This is a genomic window from Nonomuraea sp. NPDC051941, from assembly GCF_044593615.1.
Genome location: NZ_JBIUCF010000002.1, coordinates 109,754 through 136,110, shown reverse-complemented (window position 1 = coordinate 136,110; position 26,357 = coordinate 109,754). Strand labels below are relative to the sequence as shown.

At 66.5% G+C, this 26,357-nt stretch carries 17 protein-coding genes; 4 read left to right on the top strand and 13 right to left on the bottom strand.

Going from position 1 to position 26,357, the window contains the following annotated elements; translation table 11 throughout:
• Positions 1-1,574 precede the first annotated feature (1,574 nt).
• The 4 genes from ACIHFD_RS04555 to ACIHFD_RS04540 all read right to left on the bottom strand — a co-directional run bounded on the left by ACIHFD_RS04555 (position 1,575) and on the right by ACIHFD_RS04540 (position 10,725).
• Positions 1,575-1,949 carry a hypothetical protein gene (locus ACIHFD_RS04555; RefSeq protein ID WP_397365587.1) on the bottom strand — a complete coding sequence of 125 codons (375 nt, stop codon included), beginning with the start codon at positions 1,947-1,949 and terminating at the stop codon, positions 1,575-1,577.
• Positions 1,946-9,718 carry a SpvB/TcaC N-terminal domain-containing protein gene (locus tag ACIHFD_RS04550; protein WP_397365586.1) on the bottom strand — a complete coding sequence of 2,591 codons (7,773 nt, stop codon included), beginning with the start codon at positions 9,716-9,718 and terminating at the stop codon, positions 1,946-1,948. The genes ACIHFD_RS04555 and ACIHFD_RS04550 overlap by 4 nt, the downstream gene beginning before the upstream one ends.
• A gap of 238 nt (positions 9,719-9,956) precedes the next feature.
• Positions 9,957-10,106, bottom strand: a complete 150-nt coding sequence (locus ACIHFD_RS04545) for a hypothetical protein (RefSeq protein ID WP_397365585.1) — start codon at positions 10,104-10,106, stop codon at positions 9,957-9,959.
• 1 nt (position 10,107) lies between these two features.
• Entirely contained in the window at positions 10,108-10,725 is a 618-nt protein-coding gene (locus ACIHFD_RS04540) for a hypothetical protein (protein WP_397365584.1), read from the bottom strand.
• 848 nt (positions 10,726-11,573) lie between these two features.
• On the opposite strand from ACIHFD_RS04540, the gene ACIHFD_RS04535 reads away from it, so the two are divergent.
• Positions 11,574-12,026: a group II intron maturase-specific domain-containing protein gene (locus tag ACIHFD_RS04535; RefSeq protein ID WP_397365583.1), complete on the top strand. Its 453-nt coding sequence runs from the start codon at positions 11,574-11,576 to the stop codon at positions 12,024-12,026.
• A 208-nt stretch (positions 12,027-12,234) separates the two neighbouring features.
• Here the strand turns inward: ACIHFD_RS04535 and ACIHFD_RS04530 are convergent, their stop codons facing one another.
• The 6 genes from ACIHFD_RS04530 to ACIHFD_RS04505 all read right to left on the bottom strand — a co-directional run bounded on the left by ACIHFD_RS04530 (position 12,235) and on the right by ACIHFD_RS04505 (position 21,386).
• Positions 12,235-15,366 (bottom strand): hypothetical protein, encoded by a 3,132-nt coding sequence (locus ACIHFD_RS04530; RefSeq protein WP_397365582.1) that lies wholly within the window; start codon positions 15,364-15,366, stop codon positions 12,235-12,237.
• A 334-nt stretch (positions 15,367-15,700) separates the two neighbouring features.
• Positions 15,701-16,084, bottom strand: a complete 384-nt coding sequence (locus tag ACIHFD_RS04525) for a hypothetical protein (protein WP_397365581.1) — start codon at positions 16,082-16,084, stop codon at positions 15,701-15,703.
• Between the two features lie 580 nt (positions 16,085-16,664).
• On the bottom strand, positions 16,665-17,828 hold the full coding sequence (locus ACIHFD_RS04520) for a tyrosine-type recombinase/integrase (RefSeq protein ID WP_397365580.1): 1,164 nt from the start codon (positions 17,826-17,828) through the stop codon (positions 16,665-16,667).
• A 200-nt stretch (positions 17,829-18,028) separates the two neighbouring features.
• A complete protein-coding gene (locus ACIHFD_RS04515) occupies positions 18,029-18,220 on the bottom strand; it encodes a hypothetical protein (protein ID WP_397365579.1) in 192 nt (63 codons plus the stop codon).
• A 263-nt stretch (positions 18,221-18,483) separates the two neighbouring features.
• Positions 18,484-18,912 carry a hypothetical protein gene (locus ACIHFD_RS04510; RefSeq protein ID WP_397365578.1) on the bottom strand — a complete coding sequence of 143 codons (429 nt, stop codon included), beginning with the start codon at positions 18,910-18,912 and terminating at the stop codon, positions 18,484-18,486.
• A 44-nt stretch (positions 18,913-18,956) separates the two neighbouring features.
• Positions 18,957-21,386, bottom strand: coding sequence for a DNRLRE domain-containing protein (locus ACIHFD_RS04505; RefSeq protein WP_397365577.1), 2,430 nt, complete (start codon positions 21,384-21,386; stop codon positions 18,957-18,959).
• A 257-nt stretch (positions 21,387-21,643) separates the two neighbouring features.
• Between ACIHFD_RS04505 and ACIHFD_RS04500 the strand changes: the two genes are divergently transcribed.
• Positions 21,644-22,075, top strand: a complete 432-nt coding sequence (locus ACIHFD_RS04500) for a hypothetical protein (protein ID WP_397365576.1) — start codon at positions 21,644-21,646, stop codon at positions 22,073-22,075.
• 109 nt (positions 22,076-22,184) lie between these two features.
• On the opposite strand, the gene ACIHFD_RS04495 is transcribed toward ACIHFD_RS04500, so the two are convergent.
• The 3 genes from ACIHFD_RS04495 to ACIHFD_RS04485 form a co-directional block, all read right to left on the bottom strand.
• Complete coding sequence (locus ACIHFD_RS04495; RefSeq protein ID WP_397365575.1) at positions 22,185-23,285, bottom strand: integrase core domain-containing protein; 1,101 nt, start codon at positions 23,283-23,285, stop codon at positions 22,185-22,187.
• Positions 23,286-23,383: 98 nt separating this feature from the next.
• The gene (locus ACIHFD_RS04490) at positions 23,384-24,319 is read right to left on the bottom strand and encodes a hypothetical protein (RefSeq protein ID WP_397365574.1); all 936 of its coding nucleotides are present in this window, start codon (positions 24,317-24,319) and stop codon (positions 23,384-23,386) included.
• Between the two features lie 99 nt (positions 24,320-24,418).
• A complete protein-coding gene (locus ACIHFD_RS04485; RefSeq protein ID WP_397365573.1) occupies positions 24,419-25,021 on the bottom strand; it encodes a TetR/AcrR family transcriptional regulator in 603 nt (200 codons plus the stop codon).
• A gap of 87 nt (positions 25,022-25,108) precedes the next feature.
• Here ACIHFD_RS04485 and ACIHFD_RS04480 point away from each other — a divergent pair, with 87 nt between their 5' ends.
• A complete protein-coding gene (locus tag ACIHFD_RS04480) occupies positions 25,109-25,840 on the top strand; it encodes an SDR family NAD(P)-dependent oxidoreductase (protein WP_397365572.1) in 732 nt (243 codons plus the stop codon).
• A gap of 58 nt (positions 25,841-25,898) precedes the next feature.
• Positions 25,899-26,357: a nuclear transport factor 2 family protein gene (locus ACIHFD_RS04475; RefSeq protein ID WP_397365571.1), complete on the top strand. Its 459-nt coding sequence runs from the start codon at positions 25,899-25,901 to the stop codon at positions 26,355-26,357.

The following is a 26,357-nucleotide window of genomic DNA, read 5'->3' as shown; positions in this document are numbered from 1 at the left end:
GGTACAACCCCGCGGCGACCCTGCCGTGACCGGTGAGGCGGGCGACGCGCTGCAGCGCCAGGCTCTCCGCGCGTACTCTGCTCGCGACTCTGGGGTCGTCACCCAGCAGGCGATGCTTGTACGCACCTTCGATGTTGAGAGTCAGCAGGTCCCGTTCCTCGGCCGTGAGGAACGCGCGGGTCTCGGCCGCGACCCTGGGCAGCCGGCGTAACAGGCCCTCGGCGACGAAGTCCCGATCGAGCCGGTCGACCAGGTCGCGGCCGGCCCCGGCGGGGTCCGGGCGCGAAGCGGTCATCGTCCCGACGAGCGCGTCGAGCCGTTTGGTGTCGAGGCGCGCGAGCTGGCGTCCCGTCGTGATCCGGCGTCCGGCGAGCAGCCGCACGGCGGTGGCGTCGTACTCGACCAGCGCCGCAAGACGCAGCCGCTCCAGCATCGCGGACCGGCCCTCGTCGCCGACGACATGCGACAGGTCGGCCAGCAGCGGCTGGGCGACCGGGCGCTGCAGCAGGATGCCCGCGGCCTGCTCCACCTGGGCGCCGGTCATGCCGACCGCGTCGAGCAGCTCTCTCCAGGTCGAGACGCCGGGGCGCGAGTCGAGGGCGCGGACGCTTCGCGCCGTGGCATGCGCGGCCAGTACCTCGTCGAGCGCGCGCACGTTGCGCGAGGAGATCACGCCGTTGTCGACGGCCTGCACGACCGTGTGGCGCAACGCTTCTGGATCGAGGGAGAGGACGTGCGCCGTCGCCATCTCGGCGATGCGGTCGGTCAGTTTGTCGTCGCGGGCGTCGCTCTCGAGCTGCCGGAAGAACGCCTCCGGGTACCCGCCGCCGGCCTCGACGATCGAGGTGGCGTCGACGACCGGAGGACCCACGGCAGGGTTCAGCGACCTGCCGAGCACCGCGAACAGGACCGCCCGCGGATAGCCGAGCCGTCGGCTGATGCGCGCCGACAGCGCGTGGACCGCCGCGTGGCCACGCGAGATGCCCACCGTCTCCGCGAGTGTCGAGACCTCGAGCACGTTGACCGATTCGTTCAGATCCGCGAGGTCGCGCCCGAGAGGCTCGAGTGTCGCGTTGATCAGCGACTCGCGCAGTTCGAAGGTGCCGGGCCGCGGCACCGGCTGCGCGAGCTCCGACCACTCGATCCAGCTCGCCGCCTGCGCGCGCCGCGGCGGCGACACGTACAGCCGCCTCCGTTCGCGGTTGAAAGCAATGCGGATGATCGGCGCTGACTCGGCGGTGAAGGTGGCCGAGAACTCGCCTTCCGCGTTGGTCCGCGTCTCGGTCAGGATCTGCTTGTCACCGCTCAGGGTGTCAGACCACACGATGACGCGGATGCCGGCGAGCCCGCCCCTGACGTCGATGGCGCCCGCGACCAGGTAAGTGTTGTCGTCACTGGGAGCGTCGAGCCTCACGTCGTGGCCACGCGCACGAAAGAGGGCGTTGATCAACGCCTGCTCGTCGGCCGGCGTCGCGGGCGTCATGCCCGCGAGGTTGCGAGCAGCGAGCTGGATCGGCGCGTCCGCATCGATCTTCCCAATTCCCAAGAGTCGTAGTAGCACCGCGTTCATGCGGTCATTCCTTCTGATCGTCCGGAATGTCGAGTGCGCGCAGGTAGCCCGCCGCCATGCGCAGGTTCGAGAACGCGATGTACTCGCGCGAGTACGACTTCGCGTCGGCCTCCGGCCCCGCGAGCCAGTCGTTGAACTCTCGCCAATAGGTCTCATTGAGTTCACGCAGGTCCTCGCGGGCCTCGGGAGGGGAGCTCTCGACGAGGTTGTCGCGATCGACATCGTCGCCGATCCCCCAGATCTCGGCGTATGGCACGAGCGCGCGCAGGTTGGCGGGTGCGTGATCCTCGTCGAGGGGCACTCGCCGCGCGTAGAACGCGCCATAGCGTCGAGCCAGCTCGGCACGGTCACGTGCCACGAACGTATTCGCCATGGTCACCGCTTTCCCGAAACCTTCTTGAGCTCTTGCAGGTACTTGTCGAATGCCTGCCAGTACTGACGCTGGATGCTCACGGGCGTCTTCGACTCCTTGAACATCTGCTCGGCAAGCGCGCGCATCTGACTCTCCGTGATCTTTCCCCAGTCGAGCGGTGCGCCCGTCTTCGCCTCGATCTGCGCCATCCACCTGTTGAAAACGCCGCGTGTGATGTTGTGTGCCTCCTCGGGCATCAGCACCGTCGGTGCGTCGTTCGCGTTGTAGAACTTCTTGAAGTGGCGCCTCATCCACGAACTCATCACTCCGTGGTGCGACTCGTGATCGATCGGGCGAGGCTTGGGCTGATCTCCGTGCCTGCGAACCTCCCAGCGCTCGGTCGGTGTCTTGCCCCCGCCCCCACCGGCCTTGGACATCAGGACGACGCTGGCGGCCAGCGGTACCGCGCCCTCGACCACTGGCGCGGTGACGCCGACGGTGGCCAGTGCGAGGCGCTCACCGACGACGATCGGTACCGAGACCGAGATCGTCTTCGGGGTGATCTTGATGTTGCCGGCGCTCTCCGCCGCCATGTAGCTGCTGAACAACAGCTCGCCGAACGCCGGCGCATCGCCCTGCATCGCCCGCTCGGCCTGAGCCGCGATGCCCTTCGGGATCGCCGCGATCCCCTCCTGGCGGAACGCGTTCACCATGTCGGCGAACGAGTTGTCCTGCAGCTCGTTCCAGAAGGCGGCCCGGCCGATGTCGTAACCGAGGTAGAACGTGTTCTCGAAGGCGCCCACGATGCCGACAAGCGCGCCGTACCCCGCCGCGGAGTTGAACCAGGTGTCGCCGCGGCGCATGTCGGCGGTCACCCACTCAAGGTTCTCCTTCGTCTCCTGCCACTTGTTCCCGCCGGTGAGGAGCCAGGTGGTGAGCCGGATCCTCGGTTCCGGTTCACTGCCGTCGGGGTCGTCGAAGGTGATCGGGTTGCCGTGCGCGTAGACGTAGAGCGACATTCCGCCCTCGATCCCGGTCCTGTCGGCCGAGCACCAGCGGGCGAGCCAAGGGGCGTAGTAGCGAGCGCCGTAGTAGTAAAGACCGGACTCGACGTCACGCTCCCTGCCCGCATGGCGATACCGCCGGGGCTCCTCGAGCTGCGGGTCGCGGGCTTGATAGGTCGTCGCGCCGTACGGCGAGTACTCCTCGTAGCCGGCGACCTCCGCCGCCGCGCTCAGCGTGAGCGCCGTCGACCCGGTGTGCTCGCTGTGCTGGTACGTGATCCGGGTGGCCGGGACCCCAGGCTCGTTGCCCGCGGTGCGCGTCTCCACCAGCGCGACGCGCTCGTGGCCGTCCGTGATGTGGAGCGTCTCGCGCGTCAACACCACGCTGCCGTAGCGGCGGTACAGCTCGGCGGAGCCCAGGTAGACGCGCTCCTCGCGCACCGCGCCCGCCGGGGACTGTGTGACCTTGCGCACGCGCCGGCCGCTCGCGTCATAGACGTAGAACGTACGCTCGCCGTTGTGCAGGGTCCCGTCGGTGTCATCCGGGGCGACCGCCTGGCGCTGGATCATCTGTAGCTGGTCGCGGAAATCCCATCGCATGACCGCGAGGTGCTGCATGCGGAGCATGTTGCCGTGCGCGTCGTAACCGGCGCCGCCGGCGCTGAACACCTCGGTCGTGCCGCCGACCGCCGACGAGGTCAGCCGATTGCTCTGCTCGGCCGGCTCGAGCCGGCTCGCCTCGGCGTAGGTGAACGTGCGCGTCCAGCCCGGCTGCGCGGGGTCGAGGCCGGCGTGCCGGATCGAGGTGATGTTGCCGACGTCATCGTGCTCGAAGCTCTCGACGTAGCGTCCGAGCGCGTTGCCGTCGTTCGGATGCGCCAGACCGATGCGTGGCACGTCGTTGTACGAGTGGCTGACCGGGACGCCGACGTTCTGGCCCAGGTGCTCGCGGCCGGTGGCCTCGACCAGCCGATACAGCGGGTCGTAGGTGTAGTCGCGGCTGGCGTCGACGCGCCGGTTGCGGAAGAAGATCGTGTGCTGGGCGAGATCCGTGACGCGGACGACGTTGCCCATCGGATCGTAGGTGTACTGCAGGTTCTGCAGCCCGCACGGCGCGTTGGGCGGTGGATCGCCCGGCGCCGCGGTCGCGTCGGGCGGCGGTTGCGGGTTCTGGCAGTCGTCGGCGAAGGCGGTGCCCCGGCGCGTGTAGATCCGCCGTGGGAGAAACGTCAGAGGGTCGTACGAGCAGGTCTTCGTCACGCCGTTGCGATAGGCGACCAGGGTGCGCTGGCCCTTGGCGTCGTACTCGATGTCGTCGATCCCGACGTTCGCGGGTGGCAGGGCGACCGGATCGAGCAGCGCCGCCGGCACGGCGGCGACGCCGACCCAGACGTCGATGCGTTCCAGCAGGTTCGCGGCGTTGTAGGCCGGCTGAACAACGTCGATCAGCGCGTCCGGCCGGTCGCCATGTGGCGGGACAAGCTGAACCACGCGGTCGAGAGCGTTGAACGCGGCGCGACTGGAATACCTCTCTGGCTCGAGCAACGGAGCGAGGGCGGCCTCGAGGGCGGCAAGGTCCAGCGCGGTGGTCGCGGTCGCCGGCACCTGATTGTCCACGGCGGTCCAGCTGACCTCGCGGTCGTAGGCTCGCGCCAGACGGCGCGTGTCGCCGAGCTGATTGCCCTTGAAGTCGTGACCGTCGTCGGCGAGTGCTCCGGCCTGATCGAGGTGGAGGTAGATCCGGCCACGCAGGTTCAGCGAGGGGTCCGGATGCTGCTCACCGTAGATCAGGCGCTCGACGAGGAGCTCTTGACCGGCCGACAGCCCGCTCACGAACGAACGAACGGGCCGCCGGAGGGGATCGCGCTCGGTGCGGAACGCGTGCCCTCTGTCGTCCCACGAACGGCTCGGCTTGCCGAGCGCGTCGCACAGCTGCCAGCGGGACCCTGACTCCATGCTCTGCTGCCGGATCGGCAGGCTGCGAAGGTCGTAGGTGTACGTCGCGACGAGCCGCCCGGCGGGGTAGCCGGTGGCGGGCACCGCGTCGCGCACGGCCACCCTGTTGCCCTGGATGTCATAGCTGACACGAGCGGTGATGAGGCGTGGTGTCCCGCTCGCGTCCCACCCGTTGTGGGCGATCGTCAGAATCTGGCGTCCGAACACGTCGAAGTACGCCCGTGTCGGCGTGCGCGCATGCTCCCGCGTGCGCTGCGCGGCAGCCTGCTCGGACGTCTCGCGCCCGCCGCTGACGCGTTCGTCGAACCAGGTCTGCCAGCCGGAATCCAGCGTCGCCGTGTAGGCAGCTGCGTAAGGGGTGATATGAGGATCCGTACGCGGGTCGTCGAGCACCGTGTCGTTGGCGTCCCACGTCTCCTGGCTCCACGGACCGAACAGCACCTTGTGGTACGTGTGGTTCGGCATCAACGTGGCCACCGCGCGGTCGGCGGGGTCGTAGAAGACGACCGCGCTCACACCGGCGGCCGAGGCGAACTCGAAAGCCTGGGTCGCGCTGAAGAACGGCTCGTAGCTGCGGACCGCCTTACCCTTGTTGTTGTAGACGGTCCGGCCGCTGCCGACCCACCGGCCGCCTTCGGCCTGTGTTTTCATCTGGATGTCCCTGCCGAGCCCGTCGTAGTAGACGAACGCGTGCTGGGTCGCGGTCGCCGCTCCGCCTGTGGCGCTGTGGTGAAGCCGGCGTGCCAGCGTGTAGACGGCGATGGGCGAGGGCGAGGCGGTCGTGCGGGTGCGCGTGTACGCGAACAGGTCGTAGACCACGCGCGTGGTCGCGCGGCCGAGAATCGCGAGCGGATCCACGAGTGGGTCGGCGATGTGTGCGAGAGCGACCGCTTCCTCGAGATCGGCCTGGAAGCCCGTGAGCGAGTCGCCGACGACGGGGCCGCCGGATTTGCCCATCACGGCGGTACCGGTCACCATCCCGCGCATGTCGAACGCGACCTCGCGGACGTTCCCGTTGATGTCGCGCACCCGGTGCGGAGCCAGGACGCGATAGTCGTTCGTGGCAAGCTGCTCGTTGCCGACCGGGTCGCGCGTGGCGACGGGAAGTAGGTCGTACGCGTCGTACGTCAGGATGCGCTCTGTCGGGGCGGTCGCCGTGTGAAAGGGATCGCGTAATCGCACCGGCAGGAAGAAATGCTCGCGCGCGTAGGCTAGCTCCTCCACAGCCGTGTGGCTCGGTTCCCTCGACAGGAACGTGAGCCCGGATGGCGCCCACCACTCGTCGTCCGCGTCGGTCGCGGGAAACAAGCCTGCGGCCTTGAGATCCTGGCTCACCCGGAAGCCGTCCGCCGCGAGAGCCTCTGCCGGGGCGGTGAGCAGATCCTCCGCGGGGTGTCCGTCGCGTGTCCGGCTCAGCACGGCCGACAGCATCGGTGAGGTGAACGACAGCTGGAACCTCTCGCCGGCGTGCGCACGGCTGTGCGAGGTCCCGAGCGGCAGTAGCGCGGTCAGATCGTCCCTGCGGTAGAGCACGCGTTGATGATCGAACAGCCGCCTGCGTGCTGGAGCCACGGGGTCGCCGGCCGGGAAGTCACCCAGGACGAAGCGGCTTGCTGGGCCCGTCGCCGCGTATCCGGTGAGCTCGTAGACGCGGGTGCTGGCGGGGAGCGGGAGTCGGTAGTTGAGATCGGTGTCGATGGGCGTCGTCAGATCGTGCTCGGTACAGGTGACGTAAGTGCGCGCCTGCGCGGTTCGGTCGATTTCGAGCGGGAGTGATGCGTCCGGCGCCCGACGCCCGTAGCCGACGGATACGGAGCGCCGCGCGTTGCCGAACGCGTCGACCTCGATGGTGAGGACGTGTGTCGTGCGCGGGTCGGCGGGATCGCGTTCGTAGTTGTACGTGATCGACTCGCGTGGGTGCACCATGAACACGCCGTGCCGGTTGCTCCCCCGGCGCTGGAGGCACTGGATCGTGAAGTTCTGCTCGACGACCGTGTAAGGAAGCGCGGCGCGCGCCGAGTGGTCATCCGCGTAGACCTCGCTGCGTAATCGCGAGCCACGCAGCGCGCGGCACGCTTCCCGTTCCTCGACGAATGAGAGCGAGAACGGGATGACGGTATCGTCGAGGAGCATGGCGTCCGCTTCAGCGGCGGAAAGGCCGGGCTCGTGGAAATAATCGGCCGCGTAGTGGGTGGAGATGCCCTGGTGCCCGAAGTACAGCCCGGTGTGGAACCAGGTCTTGGTGTGGATCGGTGGAACACTCGCGCTTACGGCGGCGTCGTCGTTCGCCGGGTCGTAGCCGGTTAACGTGCCGAACTCCTCCGCATCCCACTGCTCGACCATCCCGAAGCCTCGGAACTCGCGTTCATCCGGGTCGAAGTAGCCATCATGGTAGGCGTAGCGACACACGAAACGACTGCGACTGACGTGATCGATCGTGTCGACTCGCGTGATCACGTGGACCGGGAAAGGAAGCCGGGTGAGCCACGGCCTGCCGGCCGCCTTGTCCGCCAGGTAGAAACGTGTCGAGGGACGGTACTCGATCCGCGTCTCCGTACCGAGGTTGTTGTCGAACCCGATCAGAAGGTGCGGCTTGGTTCCACCCATCAAGTCCACGTACGCGACGGGCTGGGGCGACGCGGGCGACGCCGACGACAACACCAGGCATGCCGTACCGGCTCCTAGCAGGTCGATCACGCTGAGTCGAGCGGCTGAGTCGACAACGGGCATCGACATGATCGACGTCGTGTCGGACAGGCGGTTGCCGGCCTGGTTGAAGTAGAGCCTGACACCGTCTCGGCCGAGGTACGCGAGGTCGCTGGTGCCCGATCCGTCGATGTCGGCGAAGCGAGCACGCAGGGGATCGAACTGGTCCGGTGAGTCGAACACGGGGCAGTTGTCGAGCGTCACCTTCGACCCGAACCGGCCATGCCCGAGATTGGGCCAGTAGCAGACCTCGCTGTAGCGGACTCGCACGAGATCGGCGAGCCCGTCACCGCTCATGTCGGCGAGCTGGATCGATTCCGTTCCGTCAGCGAAAACGATTGCAGGTCCGCGCTGCTCGTCAGTGGCCTTGCCCAGAATGGAGGCCGGCTCGAACCCTTCCCTGCCACTCGAGCGGTACCACACGAACGCGTCGTGCTGAGTGATCAGCAGGTCCGGGTAGCCGTCACTGTCGAGATCGATGAGCCGGAGGTTCGGGTCCTCCCAGTCCACGCGTGGCACCTTCGTGAAGGGAACGAAAGGCGCCCAGCCGGACTGCGGCACACGTGCGAAGAACCCGGCGATCGGGGGCGCGTTCGCGACGAGATCGACGACGCCGTCGCCGTCGATGTCGACGAGATGCCGGCCAGGACCGAGCACCGCCGGGACAGGCAGCCGTCCCTGGACCACAGGCGGTGCGAAGGTCGCATCGCCGAGGTTCGCCTTGTAGTACCAGGCCCCGGCAGTGAGGATCAGCACGCCCGGCAGTCCCTCGCCATCGAGATCGATCCACTGCGCGCCAGTGGTCTCGACCCCGCCGTCCAGACCGGCGCGACTGCCGGCGTCAAGGACATGAAGCCGGTCATGGACGACCGCCCGCGAGTAGGTCAGCTCGAGAGACGGCCACGACGCGCGGGCATAGGTGGTCCCACAGGTTACAGGATCGGCCACTCGCCGGTGCCCGACCTGCGTCGCGGCGCTCAGGTAGGTGACACTCGGCGTCTCGTCGTAGGTGAGATCGAGCGAGCGGATCAGACAGTCCGCTCCGAGCTCGGCGAACCGGTGGAACATGAGGACGCGATGACACAGCCGGTAGCTTCGGACTTCGAAGCCCGAACGGTAGGTCGAGAACGGGTCCGCACGCACGCTCCAGGGCGTGGCGCCGACGCGCTCGTCGTCGCGCGGAGTGGGGTTCGCCGGATCGTGCTCGCCGTAGTCGAACACGACCTCGAAATGCCAGGCCGCGTCGGCATCGGGTAGCGGAGCCTCGCGGTCGAGCACCGGAACGGCATTGCCGTACTGGATCCGCTTGAGATAGCGCTGCGCGGTAGCGAGAAACGTGCAGCTACCGTCGGCGTGCCACTCGAAACGGGAGGCTTCACTCGCCAGCGTTTCGTCGATCGCCGCAGGATCCTCGGACCTGTATTCGTAACGTGCGGCATTGCCCCGGTCATCGCGAGTCTCCTCGAGCAACCAGGAGAAGACGCGGCGCCGGTCACCCGGGTCGGCGATCCGCGCCGCGTCGCTGCGGCCGTAGATGTTGAGCACGTTGTCCCCCGACAAGGAACGCCAGTGCACGTCGCCACTCGTTCGGTGGGTCCAGCGTTCGATACGGGCGAAACCGCCTTCGACGCGCGGCCGGAACCGGTGCACGTGAAAGTCTCCACGCCGTTGCACCGGGCCGCCGACGACGAGGTCTTCCGCCCCCGACAGGATGAACGTGTCGGACTCGACGGCGTCCTCGTAGCGTGGCAGGCCCTTGGCAGTCTTACGGGTGATCGCTGGAGTCGACAGCTGCCAGCCGAGACCGAACGGTCCGTTGCCGGCACCCGAGTCATATGACAGGCGCAGATCGAGCGAGAATCCTGCGCGGCCCGGGGAGGCTGGCAGGGTGAGTGCCAGCGTTCCCGTTCCAGCGGCGGCGTTCGTGGAGAATTTCTCCTCGCCTCTTATCGCACCGCCGCCTTTGGGCAGCGCGATGCCCGGAAGCGCTCCATCCGCGATTCCGCTGTCACCGGCGTCCGACGCCGCGGCAGCAGTTGCCGCGGGACTTGCGCGCGTGTGTGCTCTTGTCGACTGTGCCGGCTCACCGTCGTCCATCTCTTCCCCCACACGGCGCAGTAGCAGCCACACCGGCCCATCCCCGTAACGAAGGCGACTCACTATCACCGTCCTCGCGGCTCATACGGCAGTCAAGAGCCACAGACGCATGATCACTCGATTCGGCGATCGATCGGGGGAGTTCGCCCAGTTCGGTGAGGTAGGGCGCCCGGGGCTCGAACCCGGAACCTACGGATTAAAGTCCGCAATTATTGTTGCCGAAAACGCCCAAGAATGCCGCCCGGTGCTATGCCGTATCGGGTGGAGGTTGTCACCTGAAGTGACAACCTCTGTCGCGCCGTTGCAGGAAGTCGCGGAAGCTGGTGTGGTACAGGCTGAACCTCGGCCCGCCGCGCGTCTTCTCCCGGTGCAGGAACTGCAGCCAGTGGTCGAACACGTCCTGGACGGCCAAGACGTCCACTTCAGGCTCCAGCGGACGGAGGACCTGCGAGACCAGTGCGGGCGAGTTCGCACACCACATAGACGACCCACAGCTTGAGGCGGGGCAGCGGATCGGCCATCATGCCCATCAGCTGCCAGTGGGGCTCGTAGTAGCTCTCCAGTCCCTGTGGCAGGTCCTTCAGGTCCAGGTCACGGAAGGGACCGCGGGTCAGGTCGGGCAGGACATGGCGCAGGTACATGAAGTTGGCCTCGCTCTTGACCACCATCAGCTCGACGAACGCGTCAGGAGCCAGCGGTCGTCCGGCGAGCCAGGAGCTGAGCTGCGGGGTGGCTGTGGCGAGGGTGAGATAGGTGCGGATGTCGCGTGTCGTCTCGGCACGGTGCGCATTCAGGTCGTAGAGCCGGGTGGGGGAAAGCATCTCCACAGGGGCGGTGTGGCGGCGTCTGGTGAGCAGGAAGTAGACCCCCTTGGGCGGATCGCGGGGCAGCAGCAGGACGTTCGCGCCGCCCGTGCCGGGCTCGGCCGCCTCGTCGAGCGCGTCCACCGCGATGACCAGCCGCTCGCCGGGGCCGAGCGCTGCACTGGCTTCGAGCAGCAATTGGTTGACGACTGGCCCGTAGCGATCGTGGGTTGGCACGTCCAGCGGCGGGCGATGCCGAACCTGTCGGTGAGCTGGTCGGTGAGGCCCGTGACGAACTGGTCGATGCCGTCGATGCTCTGGCTGCGGACTTTGAAGTGCGCGACACAGCCGTGCGGCGCACATACTCGGCCACGATCGAGGTCTTGCCGGAACCAGGGTCGCCCTCCACGATGAAGCAGCCCCGGTCGGTGGAGGCGAGGAAGTCCTCGATCGCTGCGAAGACGTAGTCACGGTCGACGAAGGCGTCGGTCTTCTCCTTGGCCAGCTCGGCCATGCTCTGCCGCAGAGCAGAGCAGGGCTGGCGGGCACCGTACGGTCCCGGCCGCCGCGCGCAACCTCCTCACGCAGCTGGGCCAGCAGTTCTGCCTGCGCCGCCGCGTCTGTCTGCCGGACCCGTTCCGGCAACCCGCCGCGCTCTGCGGCGATCTCCCGCACGGCCCTGATCAGCGCCTTCTCCGTGATCTCCGCGAGCCCGGAGGTGTCGAGGCCGAGCCGTTGGAGCAGCTCGCGCCCACTGACCGTGCCTTGGTCGTGCCTGAACTCGCTCTCCACGAGGGGGGTGAGCTGCTGCTCCAGCCCGACACACAGGGTGCCCGGCGCCGCGGCCCGCGTACGTCTCAGCCCGCCCGCCGTCCGCCGAGAAGGATGCCAACCTCCCGCACCACGGCTCCCTCCCAGGCGCCTCGGGCAGCCCGGCCTGCGGCTCTGTCAGCGCCCGCCGGAGGACGACCTGGCCGTCCTTCTCCGAGAGCACGATCCGGACCGACTCCAAACCCGCTCGACGGCCCAACCCAGGAAGATCTCCGCAAGCGCCCGTCTCGCCCTCCTGTGCGCCGACCGACACGATGAGTGCCCTATCGGGAACGATCCAACACAATCTCCCCTCGAAACGATCAGTGCAGGTCCGGTTTGCGCGATGGCCGGCGCCGGGCGAGCAGCGGGTGGCGGAAGTGGTAGGAGGGTCCGTTGCGGCTCAGAACGCTGCGAGTGCCGAAATCACGTCCGACGGTTTCACTTGCAAGTCTTTGGGACAGGGCGGCGATCTTTGCGGCGTTCCTGCGCGCGGTCAGCAAGGACGCCCTCAAGAAATGGGCGCCGAGCTGCGATCCTGGCGGATCCACCTGCGCACCACCAGCGATCTGGGAGAACTGGCCCGCTGGATGAATCCGGTCATTCGCGGCTGGATCGCCTACCTACTATGGCAAGTTCTACCGGACCGCGCTGAACGCCTTCCTCAAGCACATCAACCCCTACCTGATGCTGGGCGCGACGGAAGCTCAAACGGCTGCGCTCAATAAAGAAGCCCCAACGGTGGTGGACAGGGCTTCTGCACCGGCAGCAGACCCTGTTCGCGCACTGGATCTTCATGACCGAGTTCTGACGGACTGGATGAGACGAGCGGAGTGGCGAGAGAACGTCACGCTCCGTTCTGTGGGAGCCCGGAGGTGAGACTCCTCCGGGCCACCCGGCGGAATGCCCCCGTACTGCTCATCCGCGATCGGGTGGTCACGGCTGGCCGACGGCGGAAGGCGGCGTCGGAGCCGGCGCGGGATTGATGATGCCGATCACGAAGGGTTGCAGGCCAGCGAGCAGGATGGTGGCCACTCCGGTCGCCACGGCAACGGTGATCGAGGATGCCCAAGCGGACAGCGACCACAAGTTGTGGATGTCGACCAACCTGGCTGTGCGGTGGCCGCTTGCCGTGAGCACGCTGCGGTCAGCGAGGATCCCGAGGGTCATGGCGAAGGCAAATGATTGGGCGGCGAACAGCAGTTGGGCACGCCAGTCAACGCTTCCGCTGTCCGGGATCGCATGGACAAGCCCGGGAAGGATCACTGCGGCAAACAGCCAGTAGCTCTTGGTCAGGCCGGTGTCCCCCCGGAGGAGAGGAAAGAAGTATCCGAACAGCAGCCCGTAGGCTGGCCAGCCCAGCAGCAGGGGCGTCAGTGACGCCAGGGCGCTCAGATGGGGATAGCCATCGCTCACGTAGGAGCCCCAGTCGACTCCTACCAACCCGAGGGCGATCCAGGGCGACCCGACCACCGTTCCCGTCGCCAGTCCCCATAGACCTCGCCGCCACGGCCGCCGGCTGGTCAGGGAACCGAAGGCACGCTGGTGCGTCCTGACGGTGACGGTCCGCTCGGCGCTGAGCTGGATTCGGGCGGGGGAGTCCACCGTCCGGGATTCCAGATCCTCGATCGCGCGCTGCCCTTCGTCGAAGGTCGACTGCTCACTCGCCGTTCGTTCCCTGACGGACTTGCCGAGTGCGGGCAGAGTGCGACGGGCGGCGCCGGCGTGAAGTGCCCAGGTGATCGCGCTGTTCTGCTCGGACCGCTTCTGCGCCAACACGTGGGTTGCCCTGTAGACCTGGCGGGCCGGCAACAGCGCCCACGCGCCGACCGCCGCGGCGACCAGGACCAGGAGCGCGGGAGATCCGGCCAGAGAGTAGCCGTCGGATAGGGCGAGGAACCACATGAGCAATCCGAGGAGCCGGTGTTCGCGTAGTGCGTCGCGAGCGCTGACATGTGCCGTGCCCAGGCGTTGCAGGACCGCCACGATTACGGCGACCAGAATCAGGCCGAGCACGCGGTCTACGACGACTGCGTAGCCGTACACGTTCCAAAATAGAGGCTCCTGGCGTTCGGGCGGCGTCCAGGGAATCGCCAGCAGCGTGGCGGGGATGGCCAGCAGAAGAAGGGCACGGGATGTGAAGACCCGGCCGGTGATCGCAGAAAATACGAGCCTTATCACGGCCACGCCCATGAGTGCGCCGGCCGAGGCCAGGAGCAGCCAATTGATCGCCATCTCCACGCGCCAGTCCAGCGTCGCCACGACACCGAGAACGATGAGCGCGGTGAGTGAAAAGGTAAGTTGCATGATCCTGTACTTGCGACCGCGCCAGCGGCGGCTCAAGCGGACCGCGGTAGCGAGCGAACAGCCCGACAGCATGAGAACGGCAAAGGGCCGTAATTGTGACGGCAGCTCAAGCGGCGCCTTGCCGAGGTCGCCCACCAGCGTCCAGACGACTTGGACACACCAAGCGCCGAGCACCGCCACGCCGAACAGCCTCGCAATGGCAGCCATGGGGGACCACTGAGACAACGGCCATCGTCTGAGTTCCCTGATGGGAGTGACGATCATCCCCCACCAGGAGGGCAAAGTCAGGAGAAGCATCACGAGGAGCCAACCGCCGGTGAGTTCGACCGGAGCCCTGGTCCCTCCCACCACTCCGTACCAGGTGATCGAGCTGGCGCCCCCTATGAGCGCGACTCCCAGCGTCAGCATACCGAGCAAGACCTGTTCCCATCTGATCAGGTCCGAGCCGGGCGGCGCAGGGCGCAGCGCCGCTCGCAGCCCACCGTGCACCCAGGAGCCGAGAAAGGCGAGAACCGCGAATGCGACAAGCGCAGCCACCATGAACAGAGCCGCCGCAGGAAGCCAGCCGGTGGTGTCGCCAGACAAAGTGTTCGCGGCCTCGGTCCTCGTCAGCAGCAATGCGAACCCACCGACGGCCGTACCGAGGAAAATGGCGATCACCAGCATGGCACGCCAGATCGCCCGGTGTGGCGCGCTCGTCACGGCGGAGTCTCGCATGCTTGACCAGGGAAGGGACCCGCACAGGAGAAGGGCGACAAGGAGTACGAGCACGCTGGGTATCCGGGAGGATCCCTGCGCCCACCACAGTTCCGCCTCGCGCATGAACTCATTCACCGGCAGGTGCGGCATCATGGTGTTCAGCGAAATCCCGGCGGAAACGGCGCTGATGACAAAGTGGGCGAGAAGCACAGCACCTATCGCCCACTCCGCTCGCTGCCAGGCAGCAGTGAAGCCAATGGCGCCCAGAGCACCGAAGCGGCCGGCCAGGAACACCGCGATCCATCCGATCGCCGCCAGCAGGCTGAGGCGGGCAACCAGCAGTACGTCATAGAGACCGGACGAGGATTCGGAGTCGGGCGCGACCGTGCCGGACGGTCGGCCGGACCGCAGCTTCATCCGCAGCTGACCGCGGTCGGCACCTTTCACGTGCAGTGATGTGCCCGTCTGGCTCACAATCGACAGGTCTGATACTTCTACGCCTGCAATGATCAAGGAACGGGTCTTCATCTGGATCGAGCCTGGAGCCTGGAGCGAGGTTTCCACGTCCCTGGCGCGGCTGGCCTTGCCATCCTCGACGCTCGTGACGGAGATGGTGATCGATTCACTCTCCGCAGACGACGTGATGACGGGCGCCACCCACTCCAGTACAGACCCTGACACACCCACATACGCCAGAACGTTGGTGGCGAATCCGGCGGGATCTTCGATTGCCGTACCGGACCGGACCTTCTCTACCAGCCAGTCCGACTTGGGCACCACCGCCGTCACGGACACCTCAAGCAGCCCAGCGGCGTTCTCCGAGAGGCGGACGTCAACCACGCGCCGGTCAGCGGCCTCCGACCCACGTGCGGGCGCCCACAGGCAGTATGACTCGAAAGCCACGGGCACTTGCCGACCTGGAGCGCACACGTCCACCATGCGCCCCGGGCTGGGCAGGATCGACTCGAACACGCTGGCGGCCAGGACGCCGGCGGCCGACAGCAACAACAGGACGACGGTTCCCAGCGCGAAGCCGATCGAGCGCCGCAGCACCTTCGTCACTGACCATGTGGAGCCGGTTTGCTTCCCCACGCAAGAGATAGCGCTGAAAACAGGCTGCCTGTTACTGGCTCCGTCACCAGCCGAGGGGTTCGGCTGCTCAGGTGGCTACTTGGCGCAGTGTCCTGCCTCCGAGTCGCATTGCGGGCAGGGAGAAGCTGGAATGCCACTCGGAGACATGATTGATGCGGCGGCTTCCACCGCCTTGGCGAGGTCAGACAGGTGCCGCCGCCGAGGGTGAGGGGAAAGTTGGCGCGGACGCGCAGGATGCAGGCCTGGCCGTGTTCTTCCAGGAAGGCACGCAGCTGGGTGCAGGCGCCATAGGCCTCGTCCCCGGTCACGAAGTCCAGGCGCACGTCGTCGGTGTAGGTCTCACCGAGTAGGTTGATGGCCAGTTCACCCTTGGTTGCGAAGGCTCCAGCGGCAGGCTGGTGATGATCGCCGTGACGGGATCGCTGATCTGCTCGGCGGGGATCCATTGCCGTGGACCGATCAGCGCGTGTTCGGCTCCGGCGCGAATGTAGGCCAGGTAGACGACGGTGTTGATGCCGTCGACGCAGCCCATGTGCTGACGTTTGACGCTGGCGGTGGCCGTGCCCTTCTTCTCCTGGCCGGACTCGTCCAGCACTCCGATGGTCAGGCTGTCCGGCCGGGCGGCGATGTCGAGGCGGGTGACGGCGAAGTCGCGAATGGTGCTCATCACGCGCCCGTAGTGTTCCACCGGGTGCGGTCCAGCAGGCGCCGGGTGGCGTCCGGACGGCGGTCGCCGATCCACTTGGCGAGCGTCCAGCTGTTGCGTCTGGGCAGTTTGGACATGACGGCCCAACCGTATTTGGCGGCTTGCAGCCGTGGCTCGATCCGGGGGACATCGGGGCCAGCGCCACCGTGCAGCGCGGCCCGATGGGTGATGAAGCTCCTGGCTCCTCCAAACGGGTCAGAAGAGCGTGCGGGCGTTGGAGCACGTGCCGAGCACAGTGACCGTCATCTATACGTGGTGCCGGCGCGCTCTGGGTGCTGGATTCATTGTGCGGCGCCACCTACGATGACTAAATCAGGGTGTCAGCCGTGCTCGGCGCGTGCTCGTACGCCCCGACACGTACCGTCAAGGCCGGGCACCGCCCGACACGCAATGTACGCGGAGTCGGCACGAACCACCGTCAAACGGCACCGCACGGTACTAAAAGACTTCTAATCCGACGGTCGCAGGTTCGAATCCTGCAGGGCGCGCTTCTCCACCTGCGCAAACCCATGCCGCGCCCGTGCGCTGGGGCGGCATGGGGCAAATGTGAGGCAAAGCTGAGTCAGCCGCTGAGCGGCCGCCCCAGCGCGGATGCGGCGTTCAGCACCAGCCGGGCCGTCTCCCGGGCCGCCTCGTGGGCCACCTCCGGCAGCACCGAGACATACGTGTCGGCGGTCAGCACGATGCTGGCATGCCCCAGCATCGCCTGCACCACCTTCAGATCGGTGCGCGCGGCCAGCGCCAGCGTGGCGGCGCCATGTCGTAGATCGTGCAGCCGGACCGGTGGCAAGCCTGAGGCGGCCACCAGCCGGCGGAACCGGCCGGTGAGGTAGTCCGGCCGCAGCGGCGCGCCGTCCGCGGTGGTGAACACATATCCCGACTCCCGCCAGCGTATGCCCGCCCTCGCGCTCAGCTCCTCTTGCCGCTCGCGGTGCCGGATCAGCACCCGCACGGTCTCCGCGTCCAGGGCTACCACCCGGCAGCTGGCGGCGCTTTTCGGCGGCCCGACCACGACCTGGCTGTCGGCGTGCACGCGCTGCTGCGTCACCGTCAGTTCCGCGGCCTGCAGGTCGACGTCGGTCCAGCGTAGCCCGGCCAGCTCGCCCCGGCGCAGACCGCGCAGCGCGGCCAGCCACCAGGCGGCATACAGGCGGTCCTGGGCCACGCCAGCCAGGAACGCCGCGAGCTGCTGTTCGGTCCAGACCGCCACCGCCGGACGCTCTCCCGCCTGCTGCCAGCGGGCCGTCCGCCCGGGGGTCCAGACGACAGGATGCGGTCGGCGGGGATGGGGGAGTTCGGCTCCGTTGGCCGGGTTGACCGGGATCAGCCGGGCACGCACCGCCGCGTTCAGCGCGGTCCGCAAGGTGGCGTGGATCCGCACCACGGTAGCGGGCGACAGTCGGCGACCGGTCGGCGAGGGACGGGACGCGAGCGTCGCCAGCAGTCCGTTGACATCGCGGGAGGTGAGCTGGTGGAGCAGGGTCCGTCCCAGCTGAGGGATGAGGTAGAGGCGGATGTGCGTGGCGTAGCCCTGCCGGGTCGACGGACGCAGGGCGTCCTTGCTGGCCAGCCAGCGCGCCAGCCACTGCCCGAGGGTGCATCCGGCCCCCGCGCCGTCGCGGTCAGCAGCGGCCAGGGCTCGGCCTGCCGCTTGCGCTTCCTCGGGGTCGGCGTAGCCACCCTGGCGGACGCGCTGGCGCTGCCCGTCCAGGCCGCGTATTTGCACCGCGAAGTACCAGCTGCCGTGATCGTCATCTACCGGCAGACGCGGACACGTGACGCCTCGCTGACGTCCCGTTTCCGCATCCACACAGCCGCATCGCCTGCTGACCTGCACACGTGTCTTTGCCATCTGCCCCACCTCCCCCACGGTGTGCGATGACAGACGCGCCGGCTAGGGCTCGCACTCGATCGGGGGTGACCTCATCAAGTGTCCGGAGTATGGGGGAAGCTCAGGTCGGCCCAGTCCGGTCGTGGCCGGGTGACGTGACGACGCAGGACGGCGACCTCATGACGCGGCACCAAGATCTTCACCTCCTTGGAGGCGTCACCCCGCGTGAGGAGCGTCAACCAGCCGAACAACCGGACCATCAGCAGGTGCAGGAGGCGTGAGAACACGAGTGTTGAGGATTAGAAGGTCAGATCAGATGGCGTGATGAGTTATGGCCCCGCACACCGGTGGGCGTTGATCGAACCGACCTTGACGGCCTGTCGTACCCGGCCCGGCGCGGACCGGGTACGGCAGCGCTTGTGCACGACCTGCGAGAAATCGTGAACGCCATCTTGTACAGTTACGCATCCTCCTGCGAGACCGAGTCGGCGGACTCATCCACGAATACCAGCAGGTCACATGGCGTGACAGGGTATTCGGCGCCCACGCCCTACGTCAGGCACTGTCGCATGGTCTTCACTCGCGAGCCCGTAATCGGGCAGACCCGGATTTCGCGGCCCGCCTCGTCGACGACCTTCCGGCGCCCCAAGGGCCGGTCGAGCGTGACGGGCACAAAAACGACCCCGCCGCGACCACCGATGTAAGAACGCGGCCACAATTCGTCCCGCCACTTCTCAAGCAGCGTGCGCTCATGTCGCGGGCAGATGTCGCGAAGCACTACCCGGACCCGCACGCTCGTCTCGAACTCGGCCGCTTCGGCCTCGTCGGCCTTGAGGCATTCCGGGGGGTTCATACTGAACGCGTGCAGGATGAGGGCCCGGCCTTCCACCTCGACCGTGTCGATCGACCCATTGAAGGGTGGTTCAGTCGGCTGAGACTCCCGTATGGAGGCCGCCATGGAAATCGCGACGGCCAACACCAGGAGGCAGCACACGCGCCATAGGAAGGACGGGCCCAGAGGATTCATTTCTTGTAGATGTCCTTGCCGACGGCTTTCATCACGTCATGGATGTCGGTGAAGTAAGTCACGCAGGTGGACTGGACAGGCGCGTCATCGCCGACTCCGCCGCTGAAGACGCCCTTGGCCACCACGTATCCATCGCTCTGACGGAAAGTGTAGACCGGCGCGCCTGAATCACCGCCCACCGGGCACTTGCCGGTTTTCTTGCCGACCTGTACCCACCGCACCGTGCCGATGTATTCCCGGGTTTTCGGGTCTACGTACTCGACCTTCCAGTCGATGTCGGTGACCTTGAAGCGGCAGATCTGGCCGTTGGATTCGGGATTCGTGCTGGCGCCGCCGATGCAGTACTGGTCGCCTTCCCGAGAGCGGACCGAGAACCGCCCGCCCACCCATTCCTTGACGGATGAGTCCCTGCCGCCGATGAAGATGGTGGGGCTCGTGACCCGGCCGAATCCCGTCTGGATCAGGGATACGTCGCCGTAGTAGGTCGGCTGGTTCGGCAGTTTGATGGTTCCTTGACCGTCCCGCCAGTTCGTCCATTTGATGATGCCGGCGCTCGCGAGTAGCCCGTCTCCGTCAGCGCAGTGTCCGGCGCTCACCATGAGGTTGTCGGTTGCGCTCCCCATGGCGAATGCGGTCGTGCACGCCCCGGATGGGGTGTTGTCAGCCTTGAAGGGAACGAACTTGGAGCCGCCGTTGAGCTTTCCCGTGTCATTTTGCCGGCTGTCCGCGGCGGCGGAGGACTTCGTCTGGACGTTCGGGTGCGGACGGTCACCTTCTGAACGCAGCCAGATGGCGACGTTGTACGTGCCGTACCGGTCCGCCAGAGCCTTACGCAGCCCTGTGGAGGCATCGGTGGACTGCACCACGACCAGGTTGCGCTCGGGCCAGATCTGCGTGGCGAACAGGGCGGTTCCCGCCGGGATCGTCGCGTCCAGATCGAGTACCTGGTCAGTGATGGTGTTCAGCGCCTGGTAGCTGTTGGCGACCTCGACGTACCGGGGAGTGATCGAGTACGGGGTTTCCGCGGTGGCTACTGCGGAAGTCCGGGCCGCCGGCGAATCCTCGCTCTCGAAACCGATCGCGAGGGTTTCATCGGCGTCGCCGTTGTCCAGCGCGATCCCGCTCAGCACCTGGCTCGCGGTGTCCTTGCCCGCCGGCGTCGCGGGAGCGACAACCTGCCCGCTGGCCGGGTCGTAGTAGGGCGGGGCCAAGGTGGTGGTGTTGGTCTGTGCGCGGTCGTCAGCGCCGTTCAACGCGTGCACGTTTTCGGAGGAGACCGGTAGCGTGTCCAGCTTCCAGTCCGCGGGCGCGGTGAATACTTCCACCCCGTCGGGCCCGGCCGGGTACAGGACCTGAGGTGACGGGACCGGTTCTGTGACGACCGTCAGCTTCGGCACCTCGGTGCCGGGGTCGCCGTACTCAGTGGAGGCGAGCTCGCGGAAGTTGTCGAAGGTGTTGGCCTCGTTCGGCTCCTGCAGTGTGAGCCCGTAGTTGGGGCTGCCGCTTGCCCAAGCTGCGGCGATCTCCTTGACAGGCCAGTTGAGCGTGCCTCTGCCGCAGTCGCTGGCGTAGGACTGGGTGACGATCGTGGCGCCCTCGGTGGTCGTGGCCGGTTTGTTGGACCAGGTGAGGTTGTACGGATCCCAGCGGCTGGTGATCCGCCGGACCTGGATGCCGTCTCCAGCCTCTCCGCAGCCCGGGCCATCGGTGTTCACCACGGACAACTTCGCGTCGATGATGCGCTGACCTGTGAGAGCCATGGTGTCGAAGCGCAGCAGGGCGCGGTTGCGTATGCCGAAGATGCCGCCGGCCATCAGCAACGGCGAAGACGGGTCGCCCGCGCCGCCCTCGTCGGAGACGTGCACGTCCGCACTCGCGGGCATCGCGACCGAGCCGCTGATCGTCACGGGGAAGGCCGTGGTGTCCAGTTTGGCGCCGTCCAGCGTCACTCGCAGGTTGTCGCCGGACTGCTCGCTCTTGAACGCGCCGAGGGCTGATTTCGTGGTCGTACGCCGTCCTGGCTTGATGTGCAGGCGGGGCGTTGACGCGTGCAGAACGGTTCGTCCCTGAGCGTCTACGAGTTCCTCGCGACGCTCGCCGGATGAGGCGCCCTTCACTTGCACGGGAAGTGTGAGGTCCAGGGGTTTAGCCGGGCGACGCTGGAGGACGATCTCGTAGCGGAATCCTTCTGCCATGGCGCTGACCACAAGCTGGGCATCGTCGCCCAGGTCATATGTCGCTTGGTTCGCCGAGACCTGAGGGCGCGGGAGCGGGGTCGGCCATGACAGGGCGAGCGATTGACCCCCGGTGGTCGACAGCTGGGCGAACGGTTCGGACTTCCCGCCTGCGGTGAAAGCGAGCGGAGCCTTGACGAGCTTCGGCACCTGCTCCGGAGCGGTCATGGACCCAAAGACCGGAAAGATCACCGCCACGCGATACGTGGCTTGGGCAAATAGTGGCTACATCGGCAGGCCCGAGGCCACCAAGCAGAATCCAGAGAACGGGCGAATCGCAGAGGAGCGCCGTAACGCTCTACTAGCATACAAGAACGCCGCGCCTGAGCTCTTCGCATGCGGAAGAGCTAAGCCTGCATGCTGGACCTACATGTAAGATACGATATCGTCCTCAATCGATACCGCGAGCGAGAAGAGATAAAAGGATGAGGGTTACGCGGAGACGAAAGTTGACTGCAATTGCTCTTGTGATTTCTCTTCTTGTTGGAGGATGTGCTCAGCAGTCCGAAGAGGTCGACCCTGGCGTACTGGAAGAAGTTAATAAGATTGGCACAGTTATCTGGGAAGGGCGCAAAGAAGGTTTAATGGGGAGTGAAGCCGTAGTAACCCATGCCTTCTTGGTTGATGTCGGTGGCGATACTGAGGAGGAATCCCTCGGGAAGGCGGTAGCCTATCTCCAGGGCCGAAACTGGACCACCAAATTGGACAGTCGGCCGCAAAATGTGTGGCTGAAATCATCTCGGTGGAAAGGTGCCACCATTGCTGCTTATGCGTGGAGTGTCTCTGAGGAGCACGATCAACCCGAAGCGATGAAGGCCATCGAAAGTCAGGGCATCAAGCCCACGGCGCTCGTGAGCGTTTACGCGTACGTAGGTTGGTGAGGGGTCTGCACGCCGACAGTGCGCTTGCCGAAAAGTCCATCCAGGCAGGTCAAGCAGCATGTGAGTACTCGTGGAGGACTGCGCCTGCCGAAAATTCCATCCACGCAGGTCAAGCGGCATGTGAGTACTCGTGGAGAACGCCGCCGAGCCGGTCTCGTCGGCGTACATCCAGGTCGATGATTTGCGTCGGATCCGAGATCGGATCGGGGGCGGAACGCAGCGGCGCTGCTTGGTCCAGGGCTTGATGGGCCCGGTGCTGGTTGTAGAAGTGTTCGTACTCCCGCAGGGCGTGCCGCAGGTGGCGTTCGTTCCAAATGAGGCAGCGGTCGAGAAGGTCGTTGCGACACGACTGCACCCACCGTTCCATGATGGAGTTCATCCGCGGCATCCGGATGCCGGTGAGCACGGTCTTGATGCCGGCCTCGGCGATAATCTCGTTCATAAGCTCTGGGAACTTCCCATCTCGATCTCGGAGCAGATAGCGCGCCGGGCATCCCGCGTCGTTCAGATCCATCACCAGATTCTTGATCGCTTGGATGACCCAGTTGGCGCTCGGGTGAGCGGTGGTGCCGAGCACGCGGATCCGTCTGGTGGTGTGCTCGATGACGGCCAGGATGTACTGGCGCTGCCCGTTCAAGGTGATGGTTTCGATGAAATCACAGGCCAGCAGGGCGTCGGCTTGCGAGCGCAGGAAGTCGGCCCAGGTGGTGGACGCCCGCTCGGGCGCCGGATCAAGCCCTGCCTGCTTGAGGATCTCCCACACTGTGGACGGCGCGACCTTGATGCCGAGGGTGGTGAGCTCACCGTGGACCCGCCGATAGCCCCAGCTGGGGTTCTCGCGAACCAGACGTAGGACGAGAGCGCGGATGGACCGGACGGTGGGTGGGCGGCCAGGCCGCTTCGGCCGACAGGTACGGGCATGACGCCGTTTCATCAGATCGCGATGCCAGCGCAAGACGGTGTCCGGTTGGATGAGCAGCCGCAGCTGGCGCAGGACCTCGCGGGGCAGCGAGGTCAGGAGAGCGGCGAGAAAGGCCCGGTCCTCGGGAGCGAATCTGAGTTTGGTGTCGGCGCCGAGTTGGCGTTCGAGGACGGTGATCTGGTGGCGCAGGGCGAGGATCTCGATGTCCTTGTCTCGATCGCTCATGGGCAGCAGCCGCAGCGCGGCGAACGTGTTCGTGACGGTGAGATAGGCCAGACGAAGGAGCACGGCCGATCATCATGCCGTATGCGTTCGCCCTCTCCCGGTGGTTGGAGCTCGCGCCGCGACGCGAAGGCTCCAGATGGCCATGACCTGGGCGGATGCGATTATCGGCAGGCGCAGTGCCGAAGATGGCGTTCGTTCCATACGAGGCAGCGGTCGAGAAGCTCGTGCCGGCAGGACTGCACCCATCGCTCCATGATGGAGTTCATGCGAGGCATCCGAATACCAGTGAGCACCGTCTTGATGCCGTCCTCGGTGAGGACCTCGTCCATGAGAGCGGGGAACTTTCCATCCCGATCTCGGAGCAGAAAGCGCGCTCGGCAGCCTGCATCGTCCAGGTCCATCACCAGGTTCTTGATCGCCTGGATGACCCAGTTTGCACTCGGGTGCGCGGTGGTGCCGAGCACGCGGACGCGTCTGGTGGCGTGCTCGATGGCCGCCAGGACGTAGTGGCGTTGCCCGCTGAGAGTGATGGTCTCGATGAAGTCGCAGGCCAGCATGGCGTCGGCTTGCGAGCGCAGGAAGTCGGCCCACGTGGTGGAAGCCCGCTCGTGCGCCGGATCAAGACCGGCCTCCTTGAGGATCTCCCAGACGGTAGACGGTGCGATCTCGATGCCGAGCGTGGTGAGCTCACCGTGGACCCGCCGGTAGCCCCAGCCGGGGTTCTCCCGAACAAGGCGCAGAATAAGGACGCGGATGGAGCGGACCGTGGGTGGGCGCCCGGGCCGCTTGGGCTGGCAGATATGGGCGTGACGTCGTTTCATCAGATCGCGGTGCCAGCGCAGGACCGTGTCTGGCCGGACGAGGAGCCGCAGTCGGCGCAGGACCTCGCGCGGCAGTGAGGTCAGGAGAGCGGCGAGAAGGGCCCGGTCCTCGGGCGCGAATCTCACTCTGGTGTCAGCGCCCAGTTGGCGTTCAAGGATGGCGATCTGGTGACGCAGGACGAGAATCTCCACGTCCTTGTCCCGATCACTCATGGGCAGCAACCGCAGCGCGGCGAAGGCGTTCGTGACGGTCAGATAGGCCAGGCGAAGGAGCACAGCGGATCATCCTGCCGTACCCGCTTCCGTCTCCCGGGTGACCGGAGCTCGCGTACGCCATGCGAAGTCCTCGCAGAGTTATGACCTGGGCGGATGTAATTATCGGCAGGAGCAGGTGCGGGGCAGTACAGCAAGGGCTGTCCGGGCGATATCGGTCAGCGTCTCCTCGCTCGCTCCGGCCTTGCCCAGCGCTTCGATGCCGCGCAGCACGGCGAGCACCAGCGCAGCCAGCTTTCCCGGATCCGCGTCCGCGGCAATGTCGCCATTGCGCTGACAGGCTGCGATGTCGCCCTCCAGTAGCGCCTGCAGCGCCTCGATGGCCGCGCGCGCCCGCTTGGCCACCGTCTCGTCGTGTTCGGCCAGCTCGGCGGCGCCCTTGGCCAACAGGCATCCGCGGCGGGCGGTGTCTGCGGCAGTCGCCGCCGCCACCGCGTACACGTGGGCGGACAGCCGCGCGTACGCGTCCGCGTCGTTGCCGCGCAGCTGCCGGCTCGCAGCGTCGACGACGGAGGTGCAGTAGTCGTCGAACACGCGGTGGAACAGTTCCGGCTTTCCGCCGAACGCGCCGTACAGGCTGCCTTTGCCGAGCCCCGTTGCCTCGGCGATGTCTTCCATGCGCGTGGCGGCGTACCCACCCGACCAGAACCGCTCCCGGGCAGTGTCCAGTACCTGCTGCTCGTCGAACTTCCTGGGTCGCGCCATGGGGACAGCCTACCGGTTCTTGACTGGTTCGTCCATAACGGCTAGCGTTATGGACGAACCAGTCAAGAATTGAGGAGTGGCCGCGCTATGACGGAAGTACTCGCAGGGAAGGTCGCGGTGGTCACCGGAGCCAACAGCGGCATTGGGCTTGCCATCGCCAGGCGGTTCGCCGCGGAGGGGGCACGGGTGTTCCTGGCCGGTCGCCGTCAGGAGCCGCTCGACGCGGCCGTCGCTGAGATCGGGCCGGCGGCCACCGGTGTGAGAGCCGATGTTTCGGTACAGGCGGACCTCGATGACCTCTACTCGGTCGTGCGCGAGGAGGCGGGCCGCATCGACGTGCTTGTCGCCAACGCCGGCAGTGCGGTCCCCCAGCTTCTGGGTGAGATCACAGAGGAAGCCATCGACGCCACCTTCGGTACGAACGTGAAGGGCACGATCTTCACCGTGCAGAAGGCGCTGCCGTTGCTGTCGGACGGCGCCTCGATCATAGTGACAGGGTCGACCAATGCCCTCCGCCCCGGACCGAGCCTGGAAATCTACGGCGCATCGAAGGCAGCGGTGCGCAACCTGGTGCGCAGCTGGGCACTCAGCGCGCAGGAACGGAAGTTCCGGGTGAACGTGCTGAGCCCCGGCCCGACCGAGACCCCGGGCCTGATCGGCGCCGTAGGCCCGGACCACCAGCTCGCCTCGGAGGTGCCGCTCGGCAGGATCGGCCGCCCGGACGAGATCGCCGCCGTGGCGACGTTCCTGGCCTCGGACGCCTCCAGCTTCGTCAACGGCGCCGACTGGTTCGTCGACGGAGGCCAGGTGCAGGTCTGACCGCGCCCTTCAACCAGCGCGAGAGCGCACCACAACACACCACGTACCAGGAGGAAAAGTGAACGCCACCAGCGATATACAGAAGCGTCGCGAAGAGATTGCTATCAACTACTTCCGCATGGTGGACGCCGGCAACCCTGCGGTCATCGACATCTTCACGGAAGATGCTCACATGTTCTACCCGAAGTTCGGCATCGCACGTGGGAAGGCGCAGATCGCAGCGTTCGCTCAGGGTCTCGGCCGGGGAATCGCGTCGCTCAAGCACGAGATCGAGGGCTTCACCGTGTTGTCGTCCGGGAACTACGTGATCGTCGAGGGCGTGGAAAGAGGAACAACGACGTCAGGCGTGGACTTCCCTGACGGTGTTTCCTCCTTCGGGCTGTTCTGCAATGTGTTCGAGTTCGAGGGTGAACTCATCAAGAGGGTCCACATCTACGTGGATCCGGACTTCGCCAACACGCACGCCGAAGGTGTGGCTTGGGGTAAGTCGGTGCAGGACAGCATCGCCAGCCTGTAG